A 22,342-nucleotide genomic window follows, 5' to 3' on the forward strand; every position below is an offset into this window, starting at 1 on the left:
TTTTTGCATTGTGTACGTCTTATATCTTTTAAAACACTAGACTTTTGCAAGTTGAAACATACTTGTATAGTATTTTTGGACAGCAAAGACATTAAATAGATATAAATGAGAATTAGAGTACTAGTTGTTTTGTTTTAGGTCCATTCTGTTTTTTTTTGCTTAGTAAGCTCCTTAATATCTATAATTTAGCTAGTTGCATTTAAAATGTAGTTAAATATAGCGCTTAGAACAAGGACGCCAATATTTTGAAGTTAATAAATAATTATCTGCCTATGATTTTTTTTTGCCTTTTTTTGTCTGGTAAATTTTTTAAAAGCAATTCATCAACGAATATTTGTTCTTATAATAAATAGTTATCTTTATGCTAACAATATTTAGCAGTTAGATTTTGTATTCGAGACAAAATTATGTCTTGAAAAAGTTAAGTGTTAGTGTTATAAAGTATAGATTCCGCACTCAAATTTTTATAATAACTATGAATGTAAAGGATGAGAAAACACACAATATTGAAGTAAAGTTACCGATATTTCTTGATTACCAATCTACTACTAAAGTAGATCCTCGTGTCTTAGAGGTGATGATACCTTATTTTGGTGAATTTAGTAATGCACATTCCCGTAGTCATTCGTTCGGTTGGATTGCTGAAGAAGCAGTGGGAAAAGCAAGGAAGCATATTGCGGATCTAGTGAACGCAAATAGTAAGGAAATTGTCTTTACCTCAGGTGCAACTGAGTCAAACAATATGGCGATTAAAGGTGTTGCTCACTTTTATAAAAATAAAGGGGATCATATAATAACTGTCTGCACAGAGCATAAGTGCGTTTTGGATTCTTGTCGGCACTTGGAAAGTGAAGGCTTTAAAGTTACATATTTACCTGTTAAGCAAAATGGAATTATCGATTTATCGAAGCTAAAAAAAGCAATTACTAACAGAACAATTCTGGTTTCAGTGATGATGGTAAACAATGAAATTGGAGTAGTGCAACCTGTTAAAGAAATTGGTGCGATATGCAGAAAGCATAATATATTTTTTCACACAGATGCTGCCCAAAGCTTTGGAAAAGTGCCAATTGATGTTAATGAAATGAACATTGATCTCATGAGCCTTTCTAGCCATAAAATTTATGGACCTATGGGAATAGGTGCATTATATGTTCGTAGAAAAAATCCTCGTGTTAGGTTAACACCATTGATTAGTGGTGGTGGGCAGGAAAGAGGTATGCGTTCTGGAACAGTTCCAACTCCTCTTTCGGTCGGTTTTGGTGAAGCAGCGCGTATTGCTAAAGAAGAAATGGAAATAGAAGCAATCAAGTTGGAAGAACTAAGAGATATTTTGTATAACAAGATAAAAGAAGCATTTCCTGATGTTGTTTTAAATGGCGATTATAAAAATAGAATTCCTGGCAATTTAAACTTAAGTTTCCCCTATATTGAAGGTGAATCTCTCATCATGGCAATCAAGGATTTAGCGGTAAGTTCTGGTTCTGCATGTACATCTGCATCTCTTGAGCCTTCTTACGTTATACGATCACTAAATAATGGTCATGACCTTGAACATTCATCAATTAGATTTGGTCTTGGCCGATTTACAACTAAAGATGAAATTTTATACGCGGCGGATCTTGTTGCTAAGAATGTTGGGCGGCTAAGAGAAATGAGCCCGCTTTGGGAAATGGTGCAAGAAGGGGTAGATTTAAGCACAGTAAAATGGGACTTTCATTAAAACTCTATTTAGCAGAATAGCAAAATAGAGAAAATAAGAAATCTAATAGTAAAAAAGGTTGATTCTTTTTTTAAGGAACGAAAGTGATAAAAGTTCAAGAAACTTGGCTTAGGATAAAAAATGAGGGGGGGAGGAGTAGTTTTTAAAGTATTGCTCTTAGCAGAGTAGTGAAATAGGTGTGTAAAAGCAAGTTATGGGATTCTGTAGAAATTTAGAACAAAAATGAAGGTAAATAAAGGTTTAATGACATTGGGAAGTATTAAAAATATGCTGTATAGGATTAATCTTTAAAAAAAAATCTTCAATATGAGAAAAATGAGAATATTCTCACCTACCCTATTTTTCAAAACGACATTCTAGACTTCATTAATGTTAAATTAACACAAAAAGTTGAATTCCCATAGCACCATTATAAATCCTAAAATCACTTCTGTGATGAGCAGAGTATTGTTAATATTTTTTGCAAGGTGGTTTTCACGAAAAACAGATAAATTGTGGAGCGCAGCTCTATGGGAATAAGAGCTTTGAAGACGTGCTTAACTTTACGCTGCTAAAGCTTATTCAAGGCAGTCTGGTAATCACATTGGTCAAAAAGGTTTTTCTTTAATGAATCTTATTTAAAGAACTTTTTATTTGTTTTTATTGAGTTGCCTAAATTTACAAAAAGTCGAGTAGAGTAATTAAAAAGCTTAATGAAGAGGTAATTAGACAAGTTTTATTGATGAGAAGAATCAGTAACATATAAAGGTTAATGGAAGATAAGAATAGGTTAAAATAGTTGTGGCTAAAAACTTACTTAAGGCCAGTGTCTCTGTAAATATTGTTACTAAAATTACTGGCGTTCAGTAGATGAAATAAAAAAATTGCATGAAATGGGAATGTATTATTGATATAAACGGACAAATTATATACTCCTTTTTCATAAGAATAAAATTTGAAGAGAAACTATAGAAATGCTATAGATACTTACTTTTGTTAAGACAATCTTAGAGAAGGTATGATGTTTAATTTTCCGAACACACGTTTAAGGCGTAGGCGCTCAAGTAAATGGATTCGCAATTTAACGAGTGAAAGCATTTTATCAGTAAATGATTTGATTTTCCCTCTTTTTGTTCATGACAAAAAAGAAACAACTGAATCAATTCCAGGTTTACCCGGCATGAAATGTTATTCAATAGATGAATTGGTTTCTGTAGCTCAAAAAGCTGAGGATTTGGGGATCAATGCTATTGCGGTTTTTCCTGTAGTTGACAGTAAATTAAAATCTAAAAATGCTGAGGAAGCATATAATCAAGACAATTTAATCTGCAAAGCAATTTATGCTGTAAAATTAAAGGTACCTGGTATTGGTATTATTGCAGACGTTGCGCTAGATCCATATACTACTCATGGTCATGATGGCCTTTTAAAAGGGGATCTGATAGATGTGGAAAACGATGAAACTGTGTCAGTATTATGTAAGCAAGCGCTCGCTTTAGCAAAAGCAGGATGTAATATAGTGGCTCCTTCTGATATGATGGATGGTAGAATAGGAAAAATAAGAAGGACATTGGATGATAATAACTTTCAAGATGTGTTGATATTGTCTTATGCAGTAAAATACTGTTCAAGCTTCTATGCACCATTTAGACAAATTGTTGGTTCATGTATACCATCAAATTTTATCGACAAAAGTAGTTATCAAATGGACTATAGAAATGCAAAAGAGACAATTTGTGAAATTGAAATGGATATAAACGAAGGTGCAGATCTTATTATGATAAAACCAGGTATGCCATACTTAGATATAATTAAAACAGCAAGTGATAAGTTTAATTTTCCGATTTTTGCTTATCAAGTAAGTGGTGAATATGCAATGATAAAAGCTGCAACAAATAACGGCTGGCTGAATTATGATAAAGTAATTTATGAGTCTTTAGTTGGTTTTAAGCGTGCTGGTGCAAGCGCAATAATCACCTATGCAGCGCTTGATGTTGTAAAAATTTTAATGACACAAAAGACCTAATGTGAACTGTGTTTGCTGTAATAAATTAAGTAGACTTCTTATGTAGTTTTTGGCAGTACACTAGGTCTATATTTAAATAGAAACAAAAAACTACTTGATAAACGTTCGTTTTAGCTTCTTTACCTCAAACTAAGGTTATTTAGTTATTTTCAATTTATGCAAGTTAAAGTAATAAGAATATTGCGTAGTTGATATATCTGATGTTTAATTCTTTACACTATATATGCTTAATATCTTTGTTAATTTCACTTAGATTTCTAGGTTTTTATTATATGAGTTAAAGTGCACTTATAAAACATTTAAGGCAGTGTAGAATGCTAGTTTTTTAAGCAGGTATTAATCAGGTTTTACCTTATCTTTTTTTTTCATTTGGTAAGCTTTTAAAGTGTTTGTAGCTAAAGCAATTTAAAAAGCTCCGTAAAAAAATGTCATTTCACAGTGTTCACCATTTAAATGACATTTATGAAGATTTTTTAAGTCATCAATAAACCTAAGTTTCGGTTCAGCTGAAGATTAGATATATCCGTTAGTTTAGGACATCAGAGCTGTACAGACTATAGCGTGTTGAAAACTAATTAAAGAACCTTAATTGTATGATTGACATTGGCTACAGAATTATGTAATAATAAAAGGATTATCGTTTTTGATTAAAAAAGGCTTAAGTTGTTGCTTTTGTTTTTAGTTGTTAATTAATTTTTTCCATTTGGAAACCATTACATTGGCTTGCCTTAGTGCTTCAATAGAAGATAAGTCTTCTGTGCTGAGTGGTAGGCGGACAGTTTTGTGCTTTATGATTCCAATATCATGCAAGAGTGCTTTAGTGGGTATTGGATTACTAGTAATACACAGTGTTTTACAGACTTGCTGCCAGATACTTGTTGAACTTTTTACTTCATTTTCTATTACTTTAGTAGTTGCTTCCTTTTTAGATTCCAGCGCATAACGCTGGAATAACAGTAAGCATTGCTTAACATACTTATGTACTATACATGGCCAAAGATTAGAAGCAACAGAAACTAAGCCATCTGCACCATAAGCGGCCATATCAAGTATCATATTATCATCACCACAAAAAACTTTAATATTTGGTGCAACTTTTTTGTACTTGATTAAAGTATCAATAGTTCCACTTGAATCTTTAATAGCCCAAAACTTTTCGTGGCTAGACAAATTACGTACAGTTTCTACATGAAGACTTACTCCTGCTCTTGATGGAATATTATAAAGCATAGCTGGTACATGTGCTTTTTCGAGTAGCTTTTCAAACCATAAAGTCTGCCCCATAATTCCAGGCTTTGTATAAATTGGGGTGGTTATTAAATAGCCGTAAATGGGCATGCCTTTGCAAAAATCAAGCCATTCAAGAGTTTGATATAAATTCACTCCTGGTACACCAATTATGATTTTCGTACTTAATTTCAGTCCACATAGAAAGTTAACTAATGTACGCCTTTCATGATCAGTAAGTGACAAACTTTCACCAGTGCTACCTAATAACACCACACCGTTTTCGGCTTCAGCTTGCATTGTAAGTAAAAGCTGTAAACTGCTATAATCTATACTATCTCCTTTATCATTAAAAGGAGTAACACAGGCAGTCCATAGAAATGGAGATAGTAATTTCAATTGAAGTTATTAAAATGGTATTTCATCATCAATTAGCTCTTCCTTTATTTCACTGTCAAAAAAATCTCTATGCTGATTTTTTTGTTCTACTTCACGTTGCTTATATTCGTTTGATTTACAATCAGAATTTGACCGTGAATCTAAAACTGCAAGAGTGCTGTTAAAATTCTGCAACATTACCTCTGTGGTATATCTTTCACTCCCATTTTGGTCAGTATATTTTCTAGTTCTTAAAGAACCTTCAATGTAAACTTTACTGCCTTTACGTACGAGATCTTTGATGATTTTTACTAATCCTTCACTAAACACTACAATATTATGCCACTCCGTTTTTTCAGAGCGTATACCAGAAAACTTATCGGTCCAATTTTCAGATGTAGCTATTGAAAAACTTGCCATTTCTTTCCCACTCTGCATAGTTCTAATTTCAGGATCTCTTCCTAAATTACCAACTAATATAACTTTGTTTACTGTACCAGCGGACATAATTGTACTTTAAAATAAACTCCCTATATTATCTTATGTTAAAATACAATTGTCAAATCTGATAGGAAATGCGCTTGGAGGGATTCGAACCCTCTACCTTTGCCTCCGGAGGGCAACGCTCTATCCAACTGAACTACAAGCGCACATATATTAAATTACCTAGTAGATAAGCTAACTAAGTTAAATTTTTGATTCGGATAAATCACAAACATAGCATTTTCATGCTGTCAATACACATATCTTTTGAATTACTTGTTTGGTTTTCATCATGTTCTGATCTACAGTCCACATAAAAATTATGTAGTTTCCGGTTATTAAGTGACTTTTTAAGTCCTTAATGCCTGTAAACAGTTTCCCATTTTACTCACATTTTCAGTGTATTAGAAAAAAATATTAAATTTAACTAAACTCACTATCTTATGATTGAAATCATCTAATATCATTTCTCTTGAAGAACGTAAGTAAAACTTTTCCATTTTGCTGACTATCTTACTGACTAATTTCTCATTAAAAGAATACTTTTTATATTATAATATTGTGATAAAACATCAAAATCACTCTCTACTGCTTCCCTTATTATCTCATTCTGATTTATATGACTCTATACATACCTTTATCTTTCGGTTGCTTATAAAGAAACATTCCTTTGCAAGTAAATTTCGTATATCAGTAAAATTATCGATTTCTTGATTGTTAATTTTGAAAATACTTTCGAAATATTTTTTTTATCATCACTCCCGCTTAGAGTAATAATATAAACTATTTCGTCATTATCTTGTTTTTCTAATATACATACAAACCTCTACTATTTAATTATAGCATTCTATGCTAGATGAGGTCTTCATCATTAATAGTATATTACCGACAGGCATATTTTTTACAAGTTTCTATATTTTCTAGACTGCTTTTACAGTCGCAATACGCATTAACCTTGAAAAATAGTATAGTAAAAACAAAAGATAGCTCTTTTACCTTCATTATTTCATCTACTTCATTATAGTGTGCCAGTTGAGAACTATATTAGCTCTTCACTATTTTACCATATTACCGTCCAAAATCTAATTCATAGTTACAGTATCAATATTCCTCTCTTTTTTCAGAAATAAGAGGTTTAATCATGACATAACCAGGCAAACTTAGACAGATTGTAAAGATAAAAAATATGTTTATTTCTAGTTGAACTAAAACTTAGTTAATTTCACTTTTTTATTGCTTTTGTGTGTTTACTTTTACTGTGTAATCTTACTTTCTCAGGTATAGAAATCGACACTTCAGTTTCAAGCATGTAGTATCTTTTATGCAACTTACTGAGCTCAAAACTGAAATTTGCAATGTATCCACTGCTGTGTAAACTTGAAGAAAAAATTTTTCTACAAATTTAGGCTTTTACTTAAAATAACTTCCTTTTTTTTTGAACCTCAGTAATTTGTAAATTTATAGAATGTATCTCATCAATAGAATTTTGATTTTTACTATAGACTTTCTTGTTATAAACAACAACATGGACTAAAAAACTATTAACCCAATGAGCAAATAACAAGCAAAATACAAACCAAATTGTAGCTCTTCCTTTTAATCAGAAAATGGTTGTTGCTTACGTAGTCTCTCTATTTGAACATCAATAAATATATTTTGCTCTTTAATGACAGGTAAACCGGAAATATCAATGTCATAGTATGAAAATTATTGCTTAATTTTTCTGCAGTTCTTGTCTTAATAAGAAACATCTTTATTAGGTTAAAAATTGAACTTTGAAGCTGTAGTAATATAATCTTTTGCCTCATTATAATTTTACTTAAATGAGCAAAATTCTGCACTACAACCTGGTACTTTCAATTTTTCTACATATCTAACTTATATAAGAAGAAGACATTCTACCTTAAACAAAATGCTTTTAATATTAATAAAATCATAAATTCATCTATTTTTTACATTATGGCTTTGGTTGTACTTTATTGATTAATTTTTAAGGTTTACTTTTTTACTGATAAGTTATCAGCAACATTAAGATTTAAATGTAAATTCAATAGACAAATGATGTTGATTATAATAAGAGTTAAAGTAAAGCATAGAAAGATTTAGGGAGAGTTTGAATAAAGATAATTCAACAGATAAAATTCTTTAGTTTCTTTTATGTTGAAAATAGCTGCTGTTTACTTTTAAAGCTGTGAAATAGAGTTATGTGATCTCACAGAGAAACTGTCTTTTTCACCCACATTTAATTCTCATTCTAGTAATTTGCTTAACTCATGTGAAGTTAATATTTTAATATTTTTCTTTAGAAATTTTTAATTAATAAAACTAGCCTTAATTTCTGGTAGATTATTATTAATAAACTACACTAAACGCATGGATGCCAACTTTATTCTCTTTAAAAACCATCTGCCTGTGCTTTTAGTCTTTTAATTATAACAACTATGACTTTCCAATTATCATAGTTCTGAGATAGAAAACCTTTTTTACTGTATTACTTATTTTTATAGAAAATATTAATACTTACTTAAAGTTAGAGGCAATATATTCAACAAGTGCTTTGCTTTTGATCAAATAAGGAGAAATAATACCAGTTCTGATTGATTTTGCTTGATCCTTAACTAAGAAAATTGAGCTTATATTATTTTACAAGCAAAATGCTTCATCTTTGCTTTTCTGATAAATAGGAGCTGATTCTATTTATTCTTGAAATGGACTGTAGCAAGTAGTTCTGATCTGTATGATTGAGTATTAGATGTAAAGGTACTTTCTTATTTGACATAAGGCATGAACTTAATTCAGATACTGTTTTATTGTTTTTGTCCTAACAAAATGTCTTTTATTTAAAACATTATTCTTGAAATATAGTGACATTGTACTTCTTTCTTCAATAGAAATCACGAGCTTACTTTTAGATTTCGAATTAAACATATTAATAGAACTTGTATTCATCTATAACTAAAAAGCAATTTATTGGAATTCATTAAACATTGTAGGAAGTATTGTTATAAATTTCCACAGCTATGCTATTCATAGTATGATTTTTTGATGAATTTAGTGCAGTATTAGCATACTTATATAATGTAAACAAGAAAATTTATTTTACAATTTTAATTGACATGGAACATTAACCTAGTTACTATTAACATAGTATTAATATGTAAGGTAAAATCGGTTCTTTTACAATCTCACCCTCGTTAAAGCATTTAATTATTACTTTTTTGCTATGTGCATTTGTTCTCACAAGTGGGGTATTTATCCTATGAGTCTAGCAATTTGTAGTACTACTATAGCACCAACGCTTCATGTGGTAATTACCTCTATTTTCGTAATTGTTGTTGCATTGAGCTTAGTAATATATCTTTCTAAGACGACTTTTTATGCAATAAATAATAAAAAGCAGAGGTCATATGTAATCTTCTTGAAAAAAGATTAAATGGTAATGGCGTTAGCACACAAATGCCAGCAGTAACAGCTATATCTTCGTCTTTATCTGCTTTATGTTTAAAAGAGTCTACTATAACCAGTGTACCAATCTCTACTCCATTGTTATTTTCTACAGTTACATTACTTCAGTCTTCTCAGTTGGCACACTGCTTACACCTTTCTCTTTCCTTCTTTTGCCACAAGTAAAAATGCGAGTGTAACGCTTATATCATCCTTCTTATTTACTAAGTCAAAGCGTGAATTTACCACCACCGTCACCTCTTCTCCTAAGCGGAAAACCTCTTGGTAGCAATGTACTAAAAAATTCCTCTATTACTAAACTCAAAAGCCACAATAAAAGTTTTTTTCAGAAGTAGTTGAAAGAAAGGTTGCAGAAGATAAAGGAAAAAATATAGCAAAAGTAAGCAGATATGAAATCCTATGAAAGAATTGGGATGTGAAAACTAAAAAGGTGATAATAGCAATGCCAAAAACGGAGGATACAAAATCAGAGTAACTAATAATTCTGTTTGTTATGTAATTTTAGAAGGTATCCATGAGAGTTGGTAATTAACGTAAAAAAAGAAGGAAATAGTAACATTCTTCTTATTTAGATAAGTATTAGCATATTCGATCCTCATAATTAACTAGCACAACAATTGCTAATAAACCTCTTGTAGTAGAAAGTAGTAACGTGATTCCAGTGGGGGAATAGTGAATCGAAAAAGCTTATTTTCTTTTTAAAGGGTAATCAAAAAACATCTGAGTGCGTTAATAAATAAAAGAGATTATAAGGTAAAGGGAAAGTACTACACTTTCCTTTTTTTTTAGCCATTTGCTGAAGACTGTTCACTTTCTGTAGTGTTGTTTGACGATGAAGCAACTAATTTGCTTAAAATCTCGTCTTTTGGCCCCATACTATAAATAGTACCATCTGACATAAGAATAACTTTATCAACCACGGATAATAACAGTAGCTTATGAGTTATAATTATAGTAGTGGTGTTTTGCTTTTTTGCAGCGTTGATCGCTTTAATTAAGCATGCTTCTCCATTACTGTCTAAGTTAGCATTTGGCTCATCAAGTACTAAAAGTTTCGTATTACCATAAAAAGCTCTTGCAAGACCAAGTAGCTGTTTCTGTCCACCAGAAAGTGTCACTCCAAAGCTTCCTATTGTTGTATCATATCCGTTTGGTAAACTTAGTATTAATTCATGTATTCCTGTAATTTTTGCTGCTTTAATTATTTCCTCAGGATTTGGATTTGGTCTCATACGTGCAATATTAGCTTTAACGCTGGTGTTGAATAGTTCAATATCTTGAGGTAAATAGCCAACATAGTTACCAAAATTTTCTCGGTTCCAAGTATATACATCAGCACCATCCAGCTTTACTACACCAGATATAGGTTTCCATATACCAACAGTTAATTTTGCGATGGTTGATTTACCAGAGGCACTTGTACCGATAACACCAACTATATCTCCTGGTTCTATTACAAACGATATACCCTTTATCGTTGATTTATTGCTCCCATAAGGAGTAAAAAATACTCTATCAAATTCTAATTTTCCTTTAGGCTCTGGTAGAGACAGAGTCTGTTCCCTTTTTGGCGATGTTAATATAAGTCTTTGCAGCCTATCATAAGATATTATGGCTTGATTTAAAAACTTCCAAGTATGGACTGCTGCATCAAATGGAGCTAATACCCTGCCCATTAAAATGGAGGCAGCAATGATGCTACCAGCAGTCTTATGAGATGTAATTGCGAGTAGCGCGCCTGTTCCAATTACTGATATTTGTAGAGTCGAGCGTAAAAACTTAGTAATTCCAGTAATTACATTAGAACGATTCTGTGCTTTGATTTGCATCATGCGGGTTTGATCATTCCGTTTACACCAATCAGAAACTATGAATTCTGACATACCCATAGCTTCAACTACTTCTGCATTTCTTGTTGCAACATCTATGGCATTGATATTCCGTATAGTTTCTTCGTTGGTTTCTTGCAATATGCGTTTAGTAGCGAGTTCATTCCACATTGCCATGGAGATCAATATAACGATTCCAGCAATAGCTATAAATCCCGTAGAGGTATGTATCATAAAGATCACACCAAGGTAAATCAATGACCATGGAGTATCAAATAACGAAAATATACCATTTCCTACAATAAAATTCTTTATCACCCCAAGATCCCGTATTGCTTCACCGCTGGAAGTCAAGCTCTGCACTGATGTTAGCCTGATTGATCTTATTATTAGATCTGGTGTTGCAGTTCTATCAATCCAATCACCGATTTTTGCCATAGCTAAGCATCGACAGATTTCAAGCATTGCAGAACAGGCAAATGCGGATAAGGTAATAATTGTTAACATAACTAGCGTCGATACGCTTCCGCTTGATATTACCCGATCAAGCACTTGAGAGGTATAAAGTGGCAAGAATAACATTAACAAGTTAATTCCTGAACTAAACCAAAAAATAAACCAAAATGCACTCTTGCACTTTTCTAGGCAAATATATAGAGTACTTTGCTTCAATTCTTTTTTTATTGATGGGGTGATTTCCACAGTCTTTCTTTTAATTACATGCACCGCATATATAGTTTTTATTGCAAAAATATTAACAGAAGTTGGTTAACTTTAAGTTAATAAAATATTAATATACATAAATAAAAAATATAAACAACAGTAATCAAAAGAGATAGATTTTTTTTATTGCCTAATCTAGAGCTGAAGACTTTCAATAATTTTCCAATTCCCATTTTGGCCTTGGCGCAAAATTGAGCGGATCTATATAGTTCCTCTTCAATCTTTCAATTCCTGCCCATCCAACCATTATTGCATTGTCTGTACATAGATTACTTGGGGGGGAAAATATGTTTAAGTTTATGTATTTTTTTAATTTTCCTTTTAGAAAGTTATTTGCTGCAACCCCACCAGTAATTACAAGATCTTTGATTTTAATATTTAAAGATGCAGCCATAATAATCGCATTTTTGACTCTATCAAGTAGTATATCACTAATACACTCTTGAAACGAAGCACATACATCATACGCGTCTTGCTCGTCCATCTTAAGCTTCTGCACTAAGTTTTTTACTGATGTCTTGATTCCAGAAAAAGAAAAATTACATCCAGAACGTTTTATCATTGCCCTTGGAAGCTTAAATCTTGTACTATCACCTTTCTTAGCCAATTTTTCTATCAATGGTCCCCCCGGATAGTTTAAGTTTAGCATCTTGGCAACTTTATCAAACGCTTCACCTAACGAATCATCTAATGTTTCTCCGAGTTTAATATATTTACCTACATCTTGCGCGATTAAAAGTTGACAGTGACCACCTGATATTAACAAAACCAAAAATGGAAATTCGACCTCATAAAGTAACCTAATAACCAATGCATGTGCTTCTAAGTGATTAACAGCAATGAACGGTTTTTGTGTTACATGCGCAATCGCTTTAGTCATCATTGTACCGACTATTAATCCACCTATGAGTCCTGGTCCTGATGTCGCCGCAACTGCATCCAAATCGCAAAAGTTAATGTTAGACTTGTTTATAGCACTTTTTATTAGATCACTTAAATGTTCCATATGAGCACGTGACGCTATTTCAGGGATTGTTCCACCACGCTCTTTATGCTCTGTTTGAGAAAGAATTTGATGAGTGAGGACTTGCTTAGCACTATTTATAATTACTACTGCGGTTTCATCGCAGCTTGTTTCAACAGCTAAAATGGTCTTCATTTGTGTTTGGTTACTGTATTACTAAACTATACTTTGAAATGCCTTAAAAGTTAACTGCATTCTGATAAATTAATCATTATTTTCAAATATAGGGCTAATTTTTTATTTCCAGGAAAAAAAGTTTACTAGTTCAGCTGCTTTGCACTTTAGCTACATCTTTAACGTTAATTTGCTACTATATTTATTTACTTCATTACCTATATTTACTCTTAGATAATTTATGTGCACGTGATTTTGCAGTTTGATAGGCTTATATTCCCTTTAATATGGCTTAATCAGCAATTATTCGTGCAGAGAACATCTACTACTTGTTTCAGGTTTTGCTCGATCCTTAATAAACTTTATTGAGAAAACTCTTGCTCCAGGTTAAGTTAAACTTGTTTTCAACCATATATAAAAGTTTATATACTGTAGTATGGATTTATTTTTCCAGAACAAGAATATATCTATCTACACTAAGGACTAGATTGTCTTATATACTCCTTTTTCATATTCGCTAGTCCTTTTCAAGATACACTTCAAGCGAGAGTCTATTTGGCCTTATTAAAGGAGATAAGGTGAGGCTTAATGTGCTTTAAATTTCTTAAATTAGTAAAGATACTCAGTATATTACACTGCATTCTCACTATTTTCTACTCAAGTTACCTATTTTATTACTAAATTAAATACTTTTCACACTTAGGAATTGATCCATTATAAAGAGTTTTCAGAAGAGTTATTATAGATGTAGTTGAAATACTAAACATAATTTGATTCTATGAACATAGACCTATAAGAAGGCTATTATCAAAATAGCTAAGCGGTACTTAAATAGTATTACGAAAAAAGTCTATTTACTCTAACGAGTTATCTACCTTTCTATAAAAGATCTATCAACTGTTGCAATTATAGGTGCAAATAAGAATGATAAAAGAGTGCGGGATTGGGTAACTATATATGCTTCTGCTGGCATACCAGGATATAGATATACATTCTTAAATTGAGCAAGCTCTGATTTTGGTATCACTACACGTACTGAGTAATAACGTCCTAATTTTGGGTCATCAAGAGCATCAGGAGAAATATGGCTTACTATACCATTAATTAAACTTAAACGACGCGCACTGTAAGCACTCAGCCTTACTTTGACTTTTAACCCTTCTAATCCGTCAATGGAGACCATATTGGTACCTTTTTTTTGTGCTGATATTATTTCCTCTATATTTCTAGTCTGAATTTTAGTATCTATTATTAAATCATCATTAGACGGCACTACACTCATAACTGGAACTCCAGATTGTATAACACCGCCTTCAGTATGGTATCTTATGTCTGTAACTATTCCATCTTGAGGCGATCTAATTACTGTGCGCGCTAACGTGTCTTCTGCAACCATTAACCTCTCTCTTAAGTCAGCGATAGATGTACTGATTTCCTTAAGTTCGGTGTTTGCTTTTTCTTGAGAATCGTTTCTTACGTTTACGATCTCTAATTCATTTTCTCCGATTTTTTGCTGTGCTCGAGATATTGCAGCGCGGTAATGACCGACTCTACCTTCAATTTCAGCAAGCTGTTTTTTCAAAGCGAAGATATGCGACTTGCCTATATAGCCATTGCTAAGAAGCTGTTTTTTTATTTCCAGTTCCTCAGCTATTAAGCTGTATTGTTTAAGAGCTGCATCTAGTTGATAATTCAGTCCTACTAATTCGTCATGTAGCTGTTTTATGCGTTGTTGCAGTACACCAGTTTTTCCTAATTCACTCTTGCGCTGAGAATAAAATAATTCTATCTGATTTTTTACCACTCTGTTTATAAGCTCACTGTTAGACAACTTTTTAACTTCATCAGGAAACTCAATTTTGTCTAATCCTGCCCTAATAGCAATCAATCTTGCTTCAGTTGTCAAAAGCGATAAGAGCTTCTCTTTGGCTATACTTAAATTTGCCTTCTCATTAACATCGTTTAGTAAAACTAAAGGCTCATTTTTTTTGACTGCTTGACCCTCTTTGACTAAAATTTTGCTTATTATTCCTCCTCCTAAATGCTGAACTACTTTTCTGCTTGAAGATACAATAACTTCTCCGCTTGCACGTACTGCTCCATCAATTGGAGCTACAGCTGACCAAATGCCTCCTACTCCAAAAAAGATGAATATTACCACCAAGCCAAAAAATAGCGGTCCCCATGTTATTCTCAGGACTTCATTTACGTTATTTCCCTTACGTTTTAAAATAAAAGTTGTCATCATATCAATTAATATGAAAGTTCTATTTAAAAACTTTGGATTTTTTTTCTTTCTTATCTCTTGCATATTTATATTATCACTATGGCCAAGGAACCCTGTCAAAGAAAATCCAGTGCTCAGTTTTTTTTAACTTACTTATTATACATTACTGTGGGCTTATATTAGTACTAAGGTAATATGCAAAAACTAAGAAATTCATGACTTAAGCATCTAATTTAGACTGGAGCATCAGAATCAATCGTTTAATAACAACAATTTTGCTATATTTTATCTAAACTAAGACTTTTAGTGAGTACCAAAGCTGTTTATGCATATAAGAAACCCATTGCTAACTAAACAATGTTCTGCTAGTAATCAGAAAAATGAAGTTATTATGTTTCAATTGGAAAGTAGAAAGTTTCTTGTTACTGGTGCTTCAGGTGGGATAGGTCGAGCAATTGTAGAAGTTATGCATAAAGCCGGAGCAATTTTATGTATCTCTGGTACAAAAAGAGAGATTCTCGAAGGAATTGCTAAGCAGTATAAAAAGAACATGCATGTACTTCCTTGTAACTTATCAAATGCTGAGGAAGTAAATCAACTAGTAAACAAAGCAAGCGAGTTGATGGCAGGTTTTGATGGGCTTGTATGCAATGCAGGTATTACACGGGATGGTCTGCTATTGAGAATGACAGACGAAGCATGGCAAAAAGTAATTGATATTAACCTAAACTCCACGTTTAAGTTGAGTAGAGAAGCGTGTAGGAAACTAATTAAAAATAACTGGGGAAGGATTATAAATATTTCTTCAATAGTAGGATTAACAGGGAATGTTGGACAAGCAAATTATGCAGCGTCAAAAGCTGGAATAATAGCTATGAGCAAATCTATAGCGAAAGAGGTTGCAAGTCGGAATATAACAGTTAATTGTGTTGCTCCTGGGTTTATAGTCACTAAGATGACTGAAGTTTTAACTAAAGAACAAAAGAAAAAAATATTAGATAATATTCCAATGAAAAAAATGGGAACAGTAGAAGAAGTAGCAGCAGGGGTTCTATTTTTAGCAAGTGATGAGGCAAAATATATTACAGGACATGTGCTAAATATTAATGGCGGTTTATTTATGTAGTAAAATCTTACTTATGGACAAGCTATAGACTTTACTTTAAAATAAGTATACATAAACTAAAATTAGTTTTACTACATTAGTTTATTATCAAAGGCAAAAAAATGGGCTCTATAATAAGAAAATTTTTAAATATCTTATATGTGATATTGCTTTTCTTAGGTTATCCAACTACTTCTGGTGGTGGAGGTACTGATATAGATGATACAACTGCTCAAGTGATATGTAACATTATTGGTTATATTTGGGGGATAGGTGGTCCGCTGATGACCGTGGTAATAATCGGTGCATCCTTGCTTGCAATATTTGGGAGAATGCCTTGGCCAGCTCTCTTTGCTTTAGGCGTGTTTTGTGGTGTTTTTTTTGGCGCTAAGACAATCATAATGAAGGTTATACCTAATATGAATGATAGTGTAAAAGTTATGCTGGAAAACTGTGGAACGAAAAAATAGTAAAATTGATAATGTATTAAAATGCTTATTATTTATTAAATTGTCTCATATCTTCAATTTGTAATAAGTAGGGACTAGCTTTTGGTAAAGTTTTAATAGCTAACTTAGCATATTTTATGAATTGTTCTAAATTACCTTCAATATAAGCTTTTTTTGTTAAAGCAAAATAATGCATTGCTATATCAGCATTACGTTTGTATGCAATACTTAAATACTTCCAAATAAAGGCGTTACTCGGTTCTGTACTTGCGATTTGCTCTAGGTAAAAAATTGCCCTCTTTACATCTCCGTATAATAGTAGAGTATGAGATAATGCAAGTTTCACCAGATAGCTGTTCCTCTCAGATAAATACTTTAGTGATTCTTCATAAGTTTTTATTGCTTCACTTAGATTTCCAGCCTTATACAACATTTCTGCTTTTAATTCATATAGATATGGGTCACTATGTGACTTCTGAGCTAACGAATCAATTATAGCAATGGCCTCTTTTATCTTTCCTTGCCTGTAGTGAACTATAGCATTTACGCATTCAGAATTATCTTCATATTTATCAGATAATACATGGATAGGAGAAAAGAAAGAATCTAGCTTTGCGACTATATGCTTGAATTTTAATAATTTATCTGCGAGAATTGGCTTTACATCGTTTTTAACCTTATAATTCTGTACAGCAATTATGCGCTTATCACTAAGTGGATGAGTGCGAAAGTACCCTTTGGTATTTTCGTGCTCAACACTCTTTAAGTAGCCAAAAATCTTTTTCATACCTGAATTATCATAACCGGATTTATCAAGGTACCTTAACGCATACCTATCTGCTGCACTTTCTTGCTCTTGAGAATATTTAAAAAACAATCTTGAGCCGAGTGCTATACCACTTAGCAAAATTGTATTAGTAACCTGAGGATTAATAATAATAGTCGAAACCAGTCCCATCATATAGCCAATCATTGCTATTGATTGTAAATGACTTACAGTAACACTCATCTGTAATATATGACCAGCAGATATATGAGCGATCTCATGTGCTAATATGCCAAGCAAAACGTATGGTTCAGTTGAGTATCGTAAAAGTCCTAAGTGAATGAAAATATTATTATTGTCAATAATAAAAGCATTAATTGAATTGTCATTAACTATGAAAACTCTTACCTGGTCACCATCAATACCCGCAGCAGAAAATAGTGGCTGTGCTAGTTCTTTCACCATTGCTTCTACTTCACTGTCTTCTATAATATTAACAGAGTAAACATTATCGTAACATGCAAAAAAAAATAATAAGGTAAAAACTTTGATAATTTTAAACATAAGAATTCTGTATTTGCATAATTTTTATGGGTTTTACATCTTAACACTTAAATTATATGAATTTATAAACGTTAGCTTAACTTTTTGACGTAGTTAACTTAATCTTATGTTGTTCAGCAAATTCAAGCAACTGAGGTAGACGCATCATAGAGCCATCATCATTCACTAGCTCACACCCTACAGCTGCATGATTAGGGTCAACTAGCTTTGCTATCTCAACACTTGCTTCAGTATGACCATTGCATGCTAAAACTCCTCTATTGTTTGCAATAATAGGAAAAACATGACCAGGAGTGATAATGTCATCCTTAGTACTCTTTTCATCAATGGCAATAAGTATTGTATGCGTTCTATCATTAGCAGAAACACCTGTTGTAATATCATGACGTGCATCAATTGATGTAGTAAATGCAGTGTGATAAGTAAGCTTTTCATCTACATTACTTCTTTTCATAAACTCAAGACCTAGTCTATTTATTCATATGAAGCTTTGTCATAGCTAAAAATACGATGCCAGTTCCATATCTAATCATAAAGGCTACGTGTTTTGGCTTTAGCTTTTCAGCTAAGATAATTAAATCACCTTCATTTTCCCTATTTTCGTTATCAACTAAAATAAACAATTTACCAGACTAAGCATCTTCCAATATACCTTCAACAGGAGAAATACAGGATAGGTTAATCGATGCATAAGTGGCCTGTACCATAGTTTATTTAAATTCAATCTTAACTATTTTATATAATTTCTCTCCACTTGGTACTATTACTTCCACACATTCGCCAATTTTTTTGCCAATTAAAGCACTACCCAAAGGTGAACTAGTAGATATTAACTGTTTTGAAACGTCAGCTTCGTACTCACCTACAATTTTATAAATATATTCTACTTCACTACCATCATCATTTAACATGCTTAATGTTACGGTTGCACCAAACATTACCGAATCGCCAGACAAGCTTTTCACTTCTATTACTTCTGCATGTGAAAGCTTGCTTTCTAGCTCCATTATACGACCTTCGATGAAACCTAATCTTTCTCGTGCAATGTGATATTCTGCACTCTCAGATAAATCACCTTGATCACGGGCATCAGAAATGGCCTGTATAATGGAAGGTTTCTCTTCTTTTAATTTCTCAAGCTCAGCTTGCATGCATCCAAAACCTTCTTTTGTTATAGGAAACTTCTTAACGACGGATGAAGCCATAATCACCACCTACACGCAATTAAATTGAGTAATAAAATTACTCACGATACTTAAAATATCGTTTTTTATACCATTATTCATGTTGTTTGACAACTTTTTTAAAATTTCAGGGTATGCATTATGGAAATAATTGATAAGATCATATTCAAATTTATTGATGTTGTTTATTTGTATCTTACTTAACTGATCATACAAATTAGAGAAGATATACATCAGTATTAACTGTTCTTCTATTGGCATAGGTGAGTGCTGTTTTTGCTTTAACAGTTCAATAAGATATCTACCCTTGTTTAAGGACGATTGAACACTGGCATCAAGGTCAGAACTAAATTTTGCAAAGTCTTCTAATTCTCTATATTGAGCTAAACTTAACTTTATAGAGCCAGCAACTTTTTTCACAGACTTTAATTGTGCGGCAGAACCAATCCGCGAAACTGATAAACCTATATTTACTGCAGGACGAAATCCTTTGTGAAATAATTCAGACTCAAGGAAAATCTGTCCATCAGTAATTGAAATTACATTAGTTGGGACATACGCAGATACATCACCGGCTTGAGTTTCAATAATTGGCAAAGCAGTTAAAGACCCTTGTCCTTTTCCATCAGACATCTTAGCAGCTCTCTCAAGCAAACGAGAATGTACATAGAATATATCTCCAGGATAAGCTTCGCGGCCAGGAGGACGTCTTAGCAGTAAGGACATTTGCCTATATGCTACAGCATGTTTAGACAAATCATCGTACACGACTAAGCAATGCATTCCATTATTACGAAAAAATTCTCCAATAGTGCAACCAGCATAAGGTGCTAAAAATTGCATAGGTGCACATTCAGATGCACTAGCAACAACTACAGTTGTATACTTTAATGCTCCACTTTCTTTTAGCTTATTTACCACTTTTGCTACTACTGAAATTTTTTGCCCGATAGCAACATAAACACAGTAAACTTTTTGATCTTCATTTACTTCATCATTAATCTTCCGCTGATTTATGATAGTATCAAGTGCAATAGTAGTTTTTCCGGTTTGCCTATCACCAATAATTAACTCACGCTGTCCTCTGCCTATCGGAATTAGTAAATCTATAATCTTAATTCCAGTCTGTAGAGGTTCATGTACAGATTTGCGGTCAATAATGCCTGGCGCCTTAGATTCTATGTCCATTCTACTCTTGGCTCTAATTTCTCCACCTTTGTCTATAGGATAGCCCAGTGCGTTTACAACCCTTCCAAGGGATTCGTGTCCTACAGGTATCTGTACAACGTCACCACTGCATCTTACAATATCTCCTTCTTTTACATCACGGTCATTACCAAGCACCACTATTCCAGCTATATCATGGTCTAAATCAAGAACTATTCCTTCTACACCACTTGCAAAAAATACCTTTTCACCGAACTTTGCTTCTTCAAGCCCATAAACTAGTGCAATACCATCAGTTACTGAAGTTACTTCACCTATATTTTCTCGTTTTATAGGGTTATCAAATGCCTCAATTTTTTTCCGTATTATGTTTACTACCTCAGAAGTATTTATACTATTTTTCATTACAATTTCCTATTTTCAATATTTCCATTTTGCTTAAACTAACCAGTCTATCTAAGTAACTTTTCAGCGAAGCATCGATTAAATTAAAACCGTACTTTACTATAAAACCACCTAGTATGGAAGGGTCAACCACATTATCTACTTTTACTATCTTACCAAGAAAGCTTAAAGATTTAGTAATTATTTTTATATCGGTTTTCTTTAAAGCCTTTGCTGATTTTATAGTAACTTCTAATTCATTTTCATTTTCTCTTATAAGATTCAAAAATTTTTCTAATATAAGGAGTAATAAACTAGAGCGCCTGTTTGCAAATGTCACCATAATAAATTTCACCAAGTTTCTACTCAAATCTTCATTTATACAAAATATTACTTCTTTCTTATGTGAGAGGGAGATCATAGGACTGGACAGATACATAAAAACGTCACGTTGATTTTTTAAAAAAGTCAATAGAAACTTTACTTCTTTTCTTATAGTACTTGACTTACTTTTTGAGACGTAAAACAGCGCCTTAGCATAAGATGAAATTAAATTATTGTATTGGGTCCTTTTCACATTAAATTACCTAATATATAGAGTTAAACATCTTTAAGCCTAACCAATAAGGGTCTAGCCTAGAAAGGCTTAGATCTCAGAGAGTATAGCAACTAAAACTCATAATTATTGACAAAATTCATTACAAAACAGCTCTTAACTGTTAAAGAAAAACGTGTCAGAAAATGAGAACTAGTAGTTAAAGTAATTATAATAGATTTCTTAGAGAAAGGAAATACTTTCTATTTATCTTTGCCTTTTATTAGGCAGGAAGTGTGTTATCTAAACAGCTGGTATATAGCTGTACAAGCATTTTGATTTAAATCTATTCTAAGAGAATATTATTCAAGCAACTTAAATAGCGGACACTATGATCTAAAAACATCTTGATGGTTTTACTTTCTCTTTAAATTTAAGGCTAACTTTTCCATCAATACCTGCTTATCCCTTTTCTCTTTGCTTTAAATTTTTGAATAAAGAACATAGATCAGGAGAGAAGGTTATACAGAAATATATATTTAATACTTATGAAAAATACGCTCCTTCTTTGTAAAGGTTATCTTTATGTCCTATCTCCATAATAATTACTTGCGTTCTGATTGATTTACTTTGTAAACTATACAAATATAGTTACTTACTTAGCCTTTTGCATTTTTTTACTCTATAATATATAGGGGCGAGTTCACCAAACTTCTCTATCAAAATAAGGCGCGTTCTTTTATGGCTTTTAAAACTCTTAACTTTATTTTTCTTAGGAGAGTAAGTAAATTCCTTTTGGTAAAATTCCTTTAAAAAATTAATCTTATTCTGCTCTAATCCTGCTTAACACAACTTTAAACATCACGCTCATCAGAAATTTTAGATACCAAAAAACTCTTTATTTCAAGCTAACTACTTCTTTGAATAGCTCTTTTCTACTTGTTCTTGAATTATGCTACTTCATAAAGCTAGATAATTCAGTAGGATACT

At 32.3% G+C, this 22,342-nt stretch carries 13 protein-coding genes, 1 tRNA gene and 1 pseudogene; 4 read left to right on the forward strand and 11 right to left on the reverse strand.

The genetic code is table 11. The features are described 5' to 3' along the window. Window positions 1-475: 475 nt before the first annotated feature. Window positions 476-1,723, forward strand: a complete 1,248-nt coding sequence (locus tag WOVOC_RS01575; RefSeq protein WP_025264112.1) for an IscS subfamily cysteine desulfurase — start codon at window positions 476-478, stop codon at window positions 1,721-1,723. Window positions 1,724-2,723: 1,000 nt separating this feature from the next. Further along, complete coding sequence (gene hemB / locus WOVOC_RS01580; RefSeq protein WP_014869164.1) at window positions 2,724-3,728, forward strand: porphobilinogen synthase; 1,005 nt, start codon at window positions 2,724-2,726, stop codon at window positions 3,726-3,728. A 678-nt stretch (window positions 3,729-4,406) separates the two neighbouring features. Here hemB and dapA read toward each other — a convergent pair. The 6 genes from dapA to WOVOC_RS01615 all read right to left on the reverse strand — a co-directional run bounded on the left by dapA (window position 4,407) and on the right by WOVOC_RS01615 (window position 15,282). After that, window positions 4,407-5,354, reverse strand: a complete 948-nt coding sequence (gene dapA / locus WOVOC_RS01585) for a 4-hydroxy-tetrahydrodipicolinate synthase (protein ID WP_014869165.1) — start codon at window positions 5,352-5,354, stop codon at window positions 4,407-4,409. 9 nt (window positions 5,355-5,363) lie between these two features. Beyond that, entirely contained in the window at window positions 5,364-5,840 is a 477-nt protein-coding gene (gene ssb, locus WOVOC_RS01590; protein ID WP_025264114.1) for a single-stranded DNA-binding protein, read from the reverse strand. Window positions 5,841-5,909: 69 nt separating this feature from the next. Further along, window positions 5,910-5,983 (reverse strand) — tRNA-Arg (locus tag WOVOC_RS01595). Window positions 5,984-10,066: 4,083 nt separating this feature from the next. Continuing rightward, complete coding sequence (locus WOVOC_RS01605) at window positions 10,067-11,812, reverse strand: type I secretion system permease/ATPase (RefSeq protein WP_025264115.1); 1,746 nt, start codon at window positions 11,810-11,812, stop codon at window positions 10,067-10,069. 172 nt (window positions 11,813-11,984) lie between these two features. After that, window positions 11,985-12,992, reverse strand: a complete 1,008-nt coding sequence (tsaD, locus tag WOVOC_RS01610; protein ID WP_025264116.1) for a tRNA (adenosine(37)-N6)-threonylcarbamoyltransferase complex transferase subunit TsaD — start codon at window positions 12,990-12,992, stop codon at window positions 11,985-11,987. 850 nt (window positions 12,993-13,842) lie between these two features. Continuing rightward, window positions 13,843-15,282 carry an HlyD family type I secretion periplasmic adaptor subunit gene (locus tag WOVOC_RS01615; RefSeq protein ID WP_242368935.1) on the reverse strand — a complete coding sequence of 480 codons (1,440 nt, stop codon included), beginning with the start codon at window positions 15,280-15,282 and terminating at the stop codon, window positions 13,843-13,845. A 307-nt stretch (window positions 15,283-15,589) separates the two neighbouring features. On the opposite strand from WOVOC_RS01615, the gene fabG reads away from it, so the two are divergent. Both fabG and WOVOC_RS01625 read left to right on the forward strand, forming a co-directional pair. Next, window positions 15,590-16,324, forward strand: coding sequence for a 3-oxoacyl-[acyl-carrier-protein] reductase (gene fabG, locus WOVOC_RS01620; protein ID WP_025264118.1), 735 nt, complete (start codon window positions 15,590-15,592; stop codon window positions 16,322-16,324). Between the two features lie 101 nt (window positions 16,325-16,425). Next, window positions 16,426-16,773 carry a TrbC/VirB2 family protein gene (locus WOVOC_RS01625; RefSeq protein ID WP_014869171.1) on the forward strand — a complete coding sequence of 116 codons (348 nt, stop codon included), beginning with the start codon at window positions 16,426-16,428 and terminating at the stop codon, window positions 16,771-16,773. 28 nt (window positions 16,774-16,801) lie between these two features. Here the strand turns inward: WOVOC_RS01625 and WOVOC_RS01630 are convergent, their stop codons facing one another. From WOVOC_RS01630 to atpH, 5 genes and pseudogenes are all read right to left on the reverse strand, one after another. Continuing rightward, window positions 16,802-18,082: a M48 family metalloprotease gene (locus WOVOC_RS01630; RefSeq protein ID WP_029784311.1), complete on the reverse strand. Its 1,281-nt coding sequence runs from the start codon at window positions 18,080-18,082 to the stop codon at window positions 16,802-16,804. A 76-nt stretch (window positions 18,083-18,158) separates the two neighbouring features. After that, window positions 18,159-18,789: pseudogene (gene ribB / locus WOVOC_RS04165) on the reverse strand (3,4-dihydroxy-2-butanone-4-phosphate synthase). Window positions 18,790-18,792: 3 nt separating this feature from the next. After that, window positions 18,793-19,287: a transcription elongation factor GreA gene (greA, locus tag WOVOC_RS01640; protein WP_014869173.1), complete on the reverse strand. Its 495-nt coding sequence runs from the start codon at window positions 19,285-19,287 to the stop codon at window positions 18,793-18,795. A 9-nt stretch (window positions 19,288-19,296) separates the two neighbouring features. Beyond that, window positions 19,297-20,838: a F0F1 ATP synthase subunit alpha gene (atpA, locus tag WOVOC_RS01645; protein ID WP_025264120.1), complete on the reverse strand. Its 1,542-nt coding sequence runs from the start codon at window positions 20,836-20,838 to the stop codon at window positions 19,297-19,299. Then, window positions 20,828-21,394, reverse strand: coding sequence for an ATP synthase F1 subunit delta (atpH, locus tag WOVOC_RS01650; protein WP_025264121.1), 567 nt, complete (start codon window positions 21,392-21,394; stop codon window positions 20,828-20,830). The genes atpA and atpH overlap by 11 nt, the downstream gene beginning before the upstream one ends. Window positions 21,395-22,342 lie beyond the last annotated feature (948 nt).

It is taken from the genome of Wolbachia endosymbiont of Onchocerca volvulus str. Cameroon (assembly GCF_000530755.1).
GTDB lineage: Bacteria > Pseudomonadota > Alphaproteobacteria > Rickettsiales > Anaplasmataceae > Wolbachia.

Bases quoted from the DNA above. Each gene is read 5' to 3' on its own strand.
- WOVOC_RS01630 (WP_029784311.1), bottom strand. From the start codon at position 18,082: ATGTTTAAAATTATCAAAGTTTTTACCTTATTATTTTTTTTTGCATGT.
- fabG (WP_025264118.1), top strand. From the start codon at position 15,590: ATGTTTCAATTGGAAAGTAGAAAGTTTCTTGTTACTGGTGCTTCAGGT.
- tsaD (WP_025264116.1), bottom strand. From the start codon at position 12,992: ATGAAGACCATTTTAGCTGTTGAAACAAGCTGCGATGAAACCGCAGTA.
- hemB (WP_014869164.1), top strand. From the start codon at position 2,724: ATGTTTAATTTTCCGAACACACGTTTAAGGCGTAGGCGCTCAAGTAAA.
- WOVOC_RS01625 (WP_014869171.1), top strand. From the start codon at position 16,426: ATGGGCTCTATAATAAGAAAATTTTTAAATATCTTATATGTGATATTG.
- WOVOC_RS01615 (WP_242368935.1), bottom strand. From the start codon at position 15,282: ATGCAAGAGATAAGAAAGAAAAAAAATCCAAAGTTTTTAAATAGAACT.
- WOVOC_RS01575 (WP_025264112.1), top strand. From the start codon at position 476: ATGAATGTAAAGGATGAGAAAACACACAATATTGAAGTAAAGTTACCG.
- atpA (WP_025264120.1), bottom strand. From the start codon at position 20,838: ATGAAAAATAGTATAAATACTTCTGAGGTAGTAAACATAATACGGAAA.
- greA (WP_014869173.1), bottom strand. From the start codon at position 19,287: ATGGCTTCATCCGTCGTTAAGAAGTTTCCTATAACAAAAGAAGGTTTT.
- ssb (WP_025264114.1), bottom strand. From the start codon at position 5,840: ATGTCCGCTGGTACAGTAAACAAAGTTATATTAGTTGGTAATTTAGGA.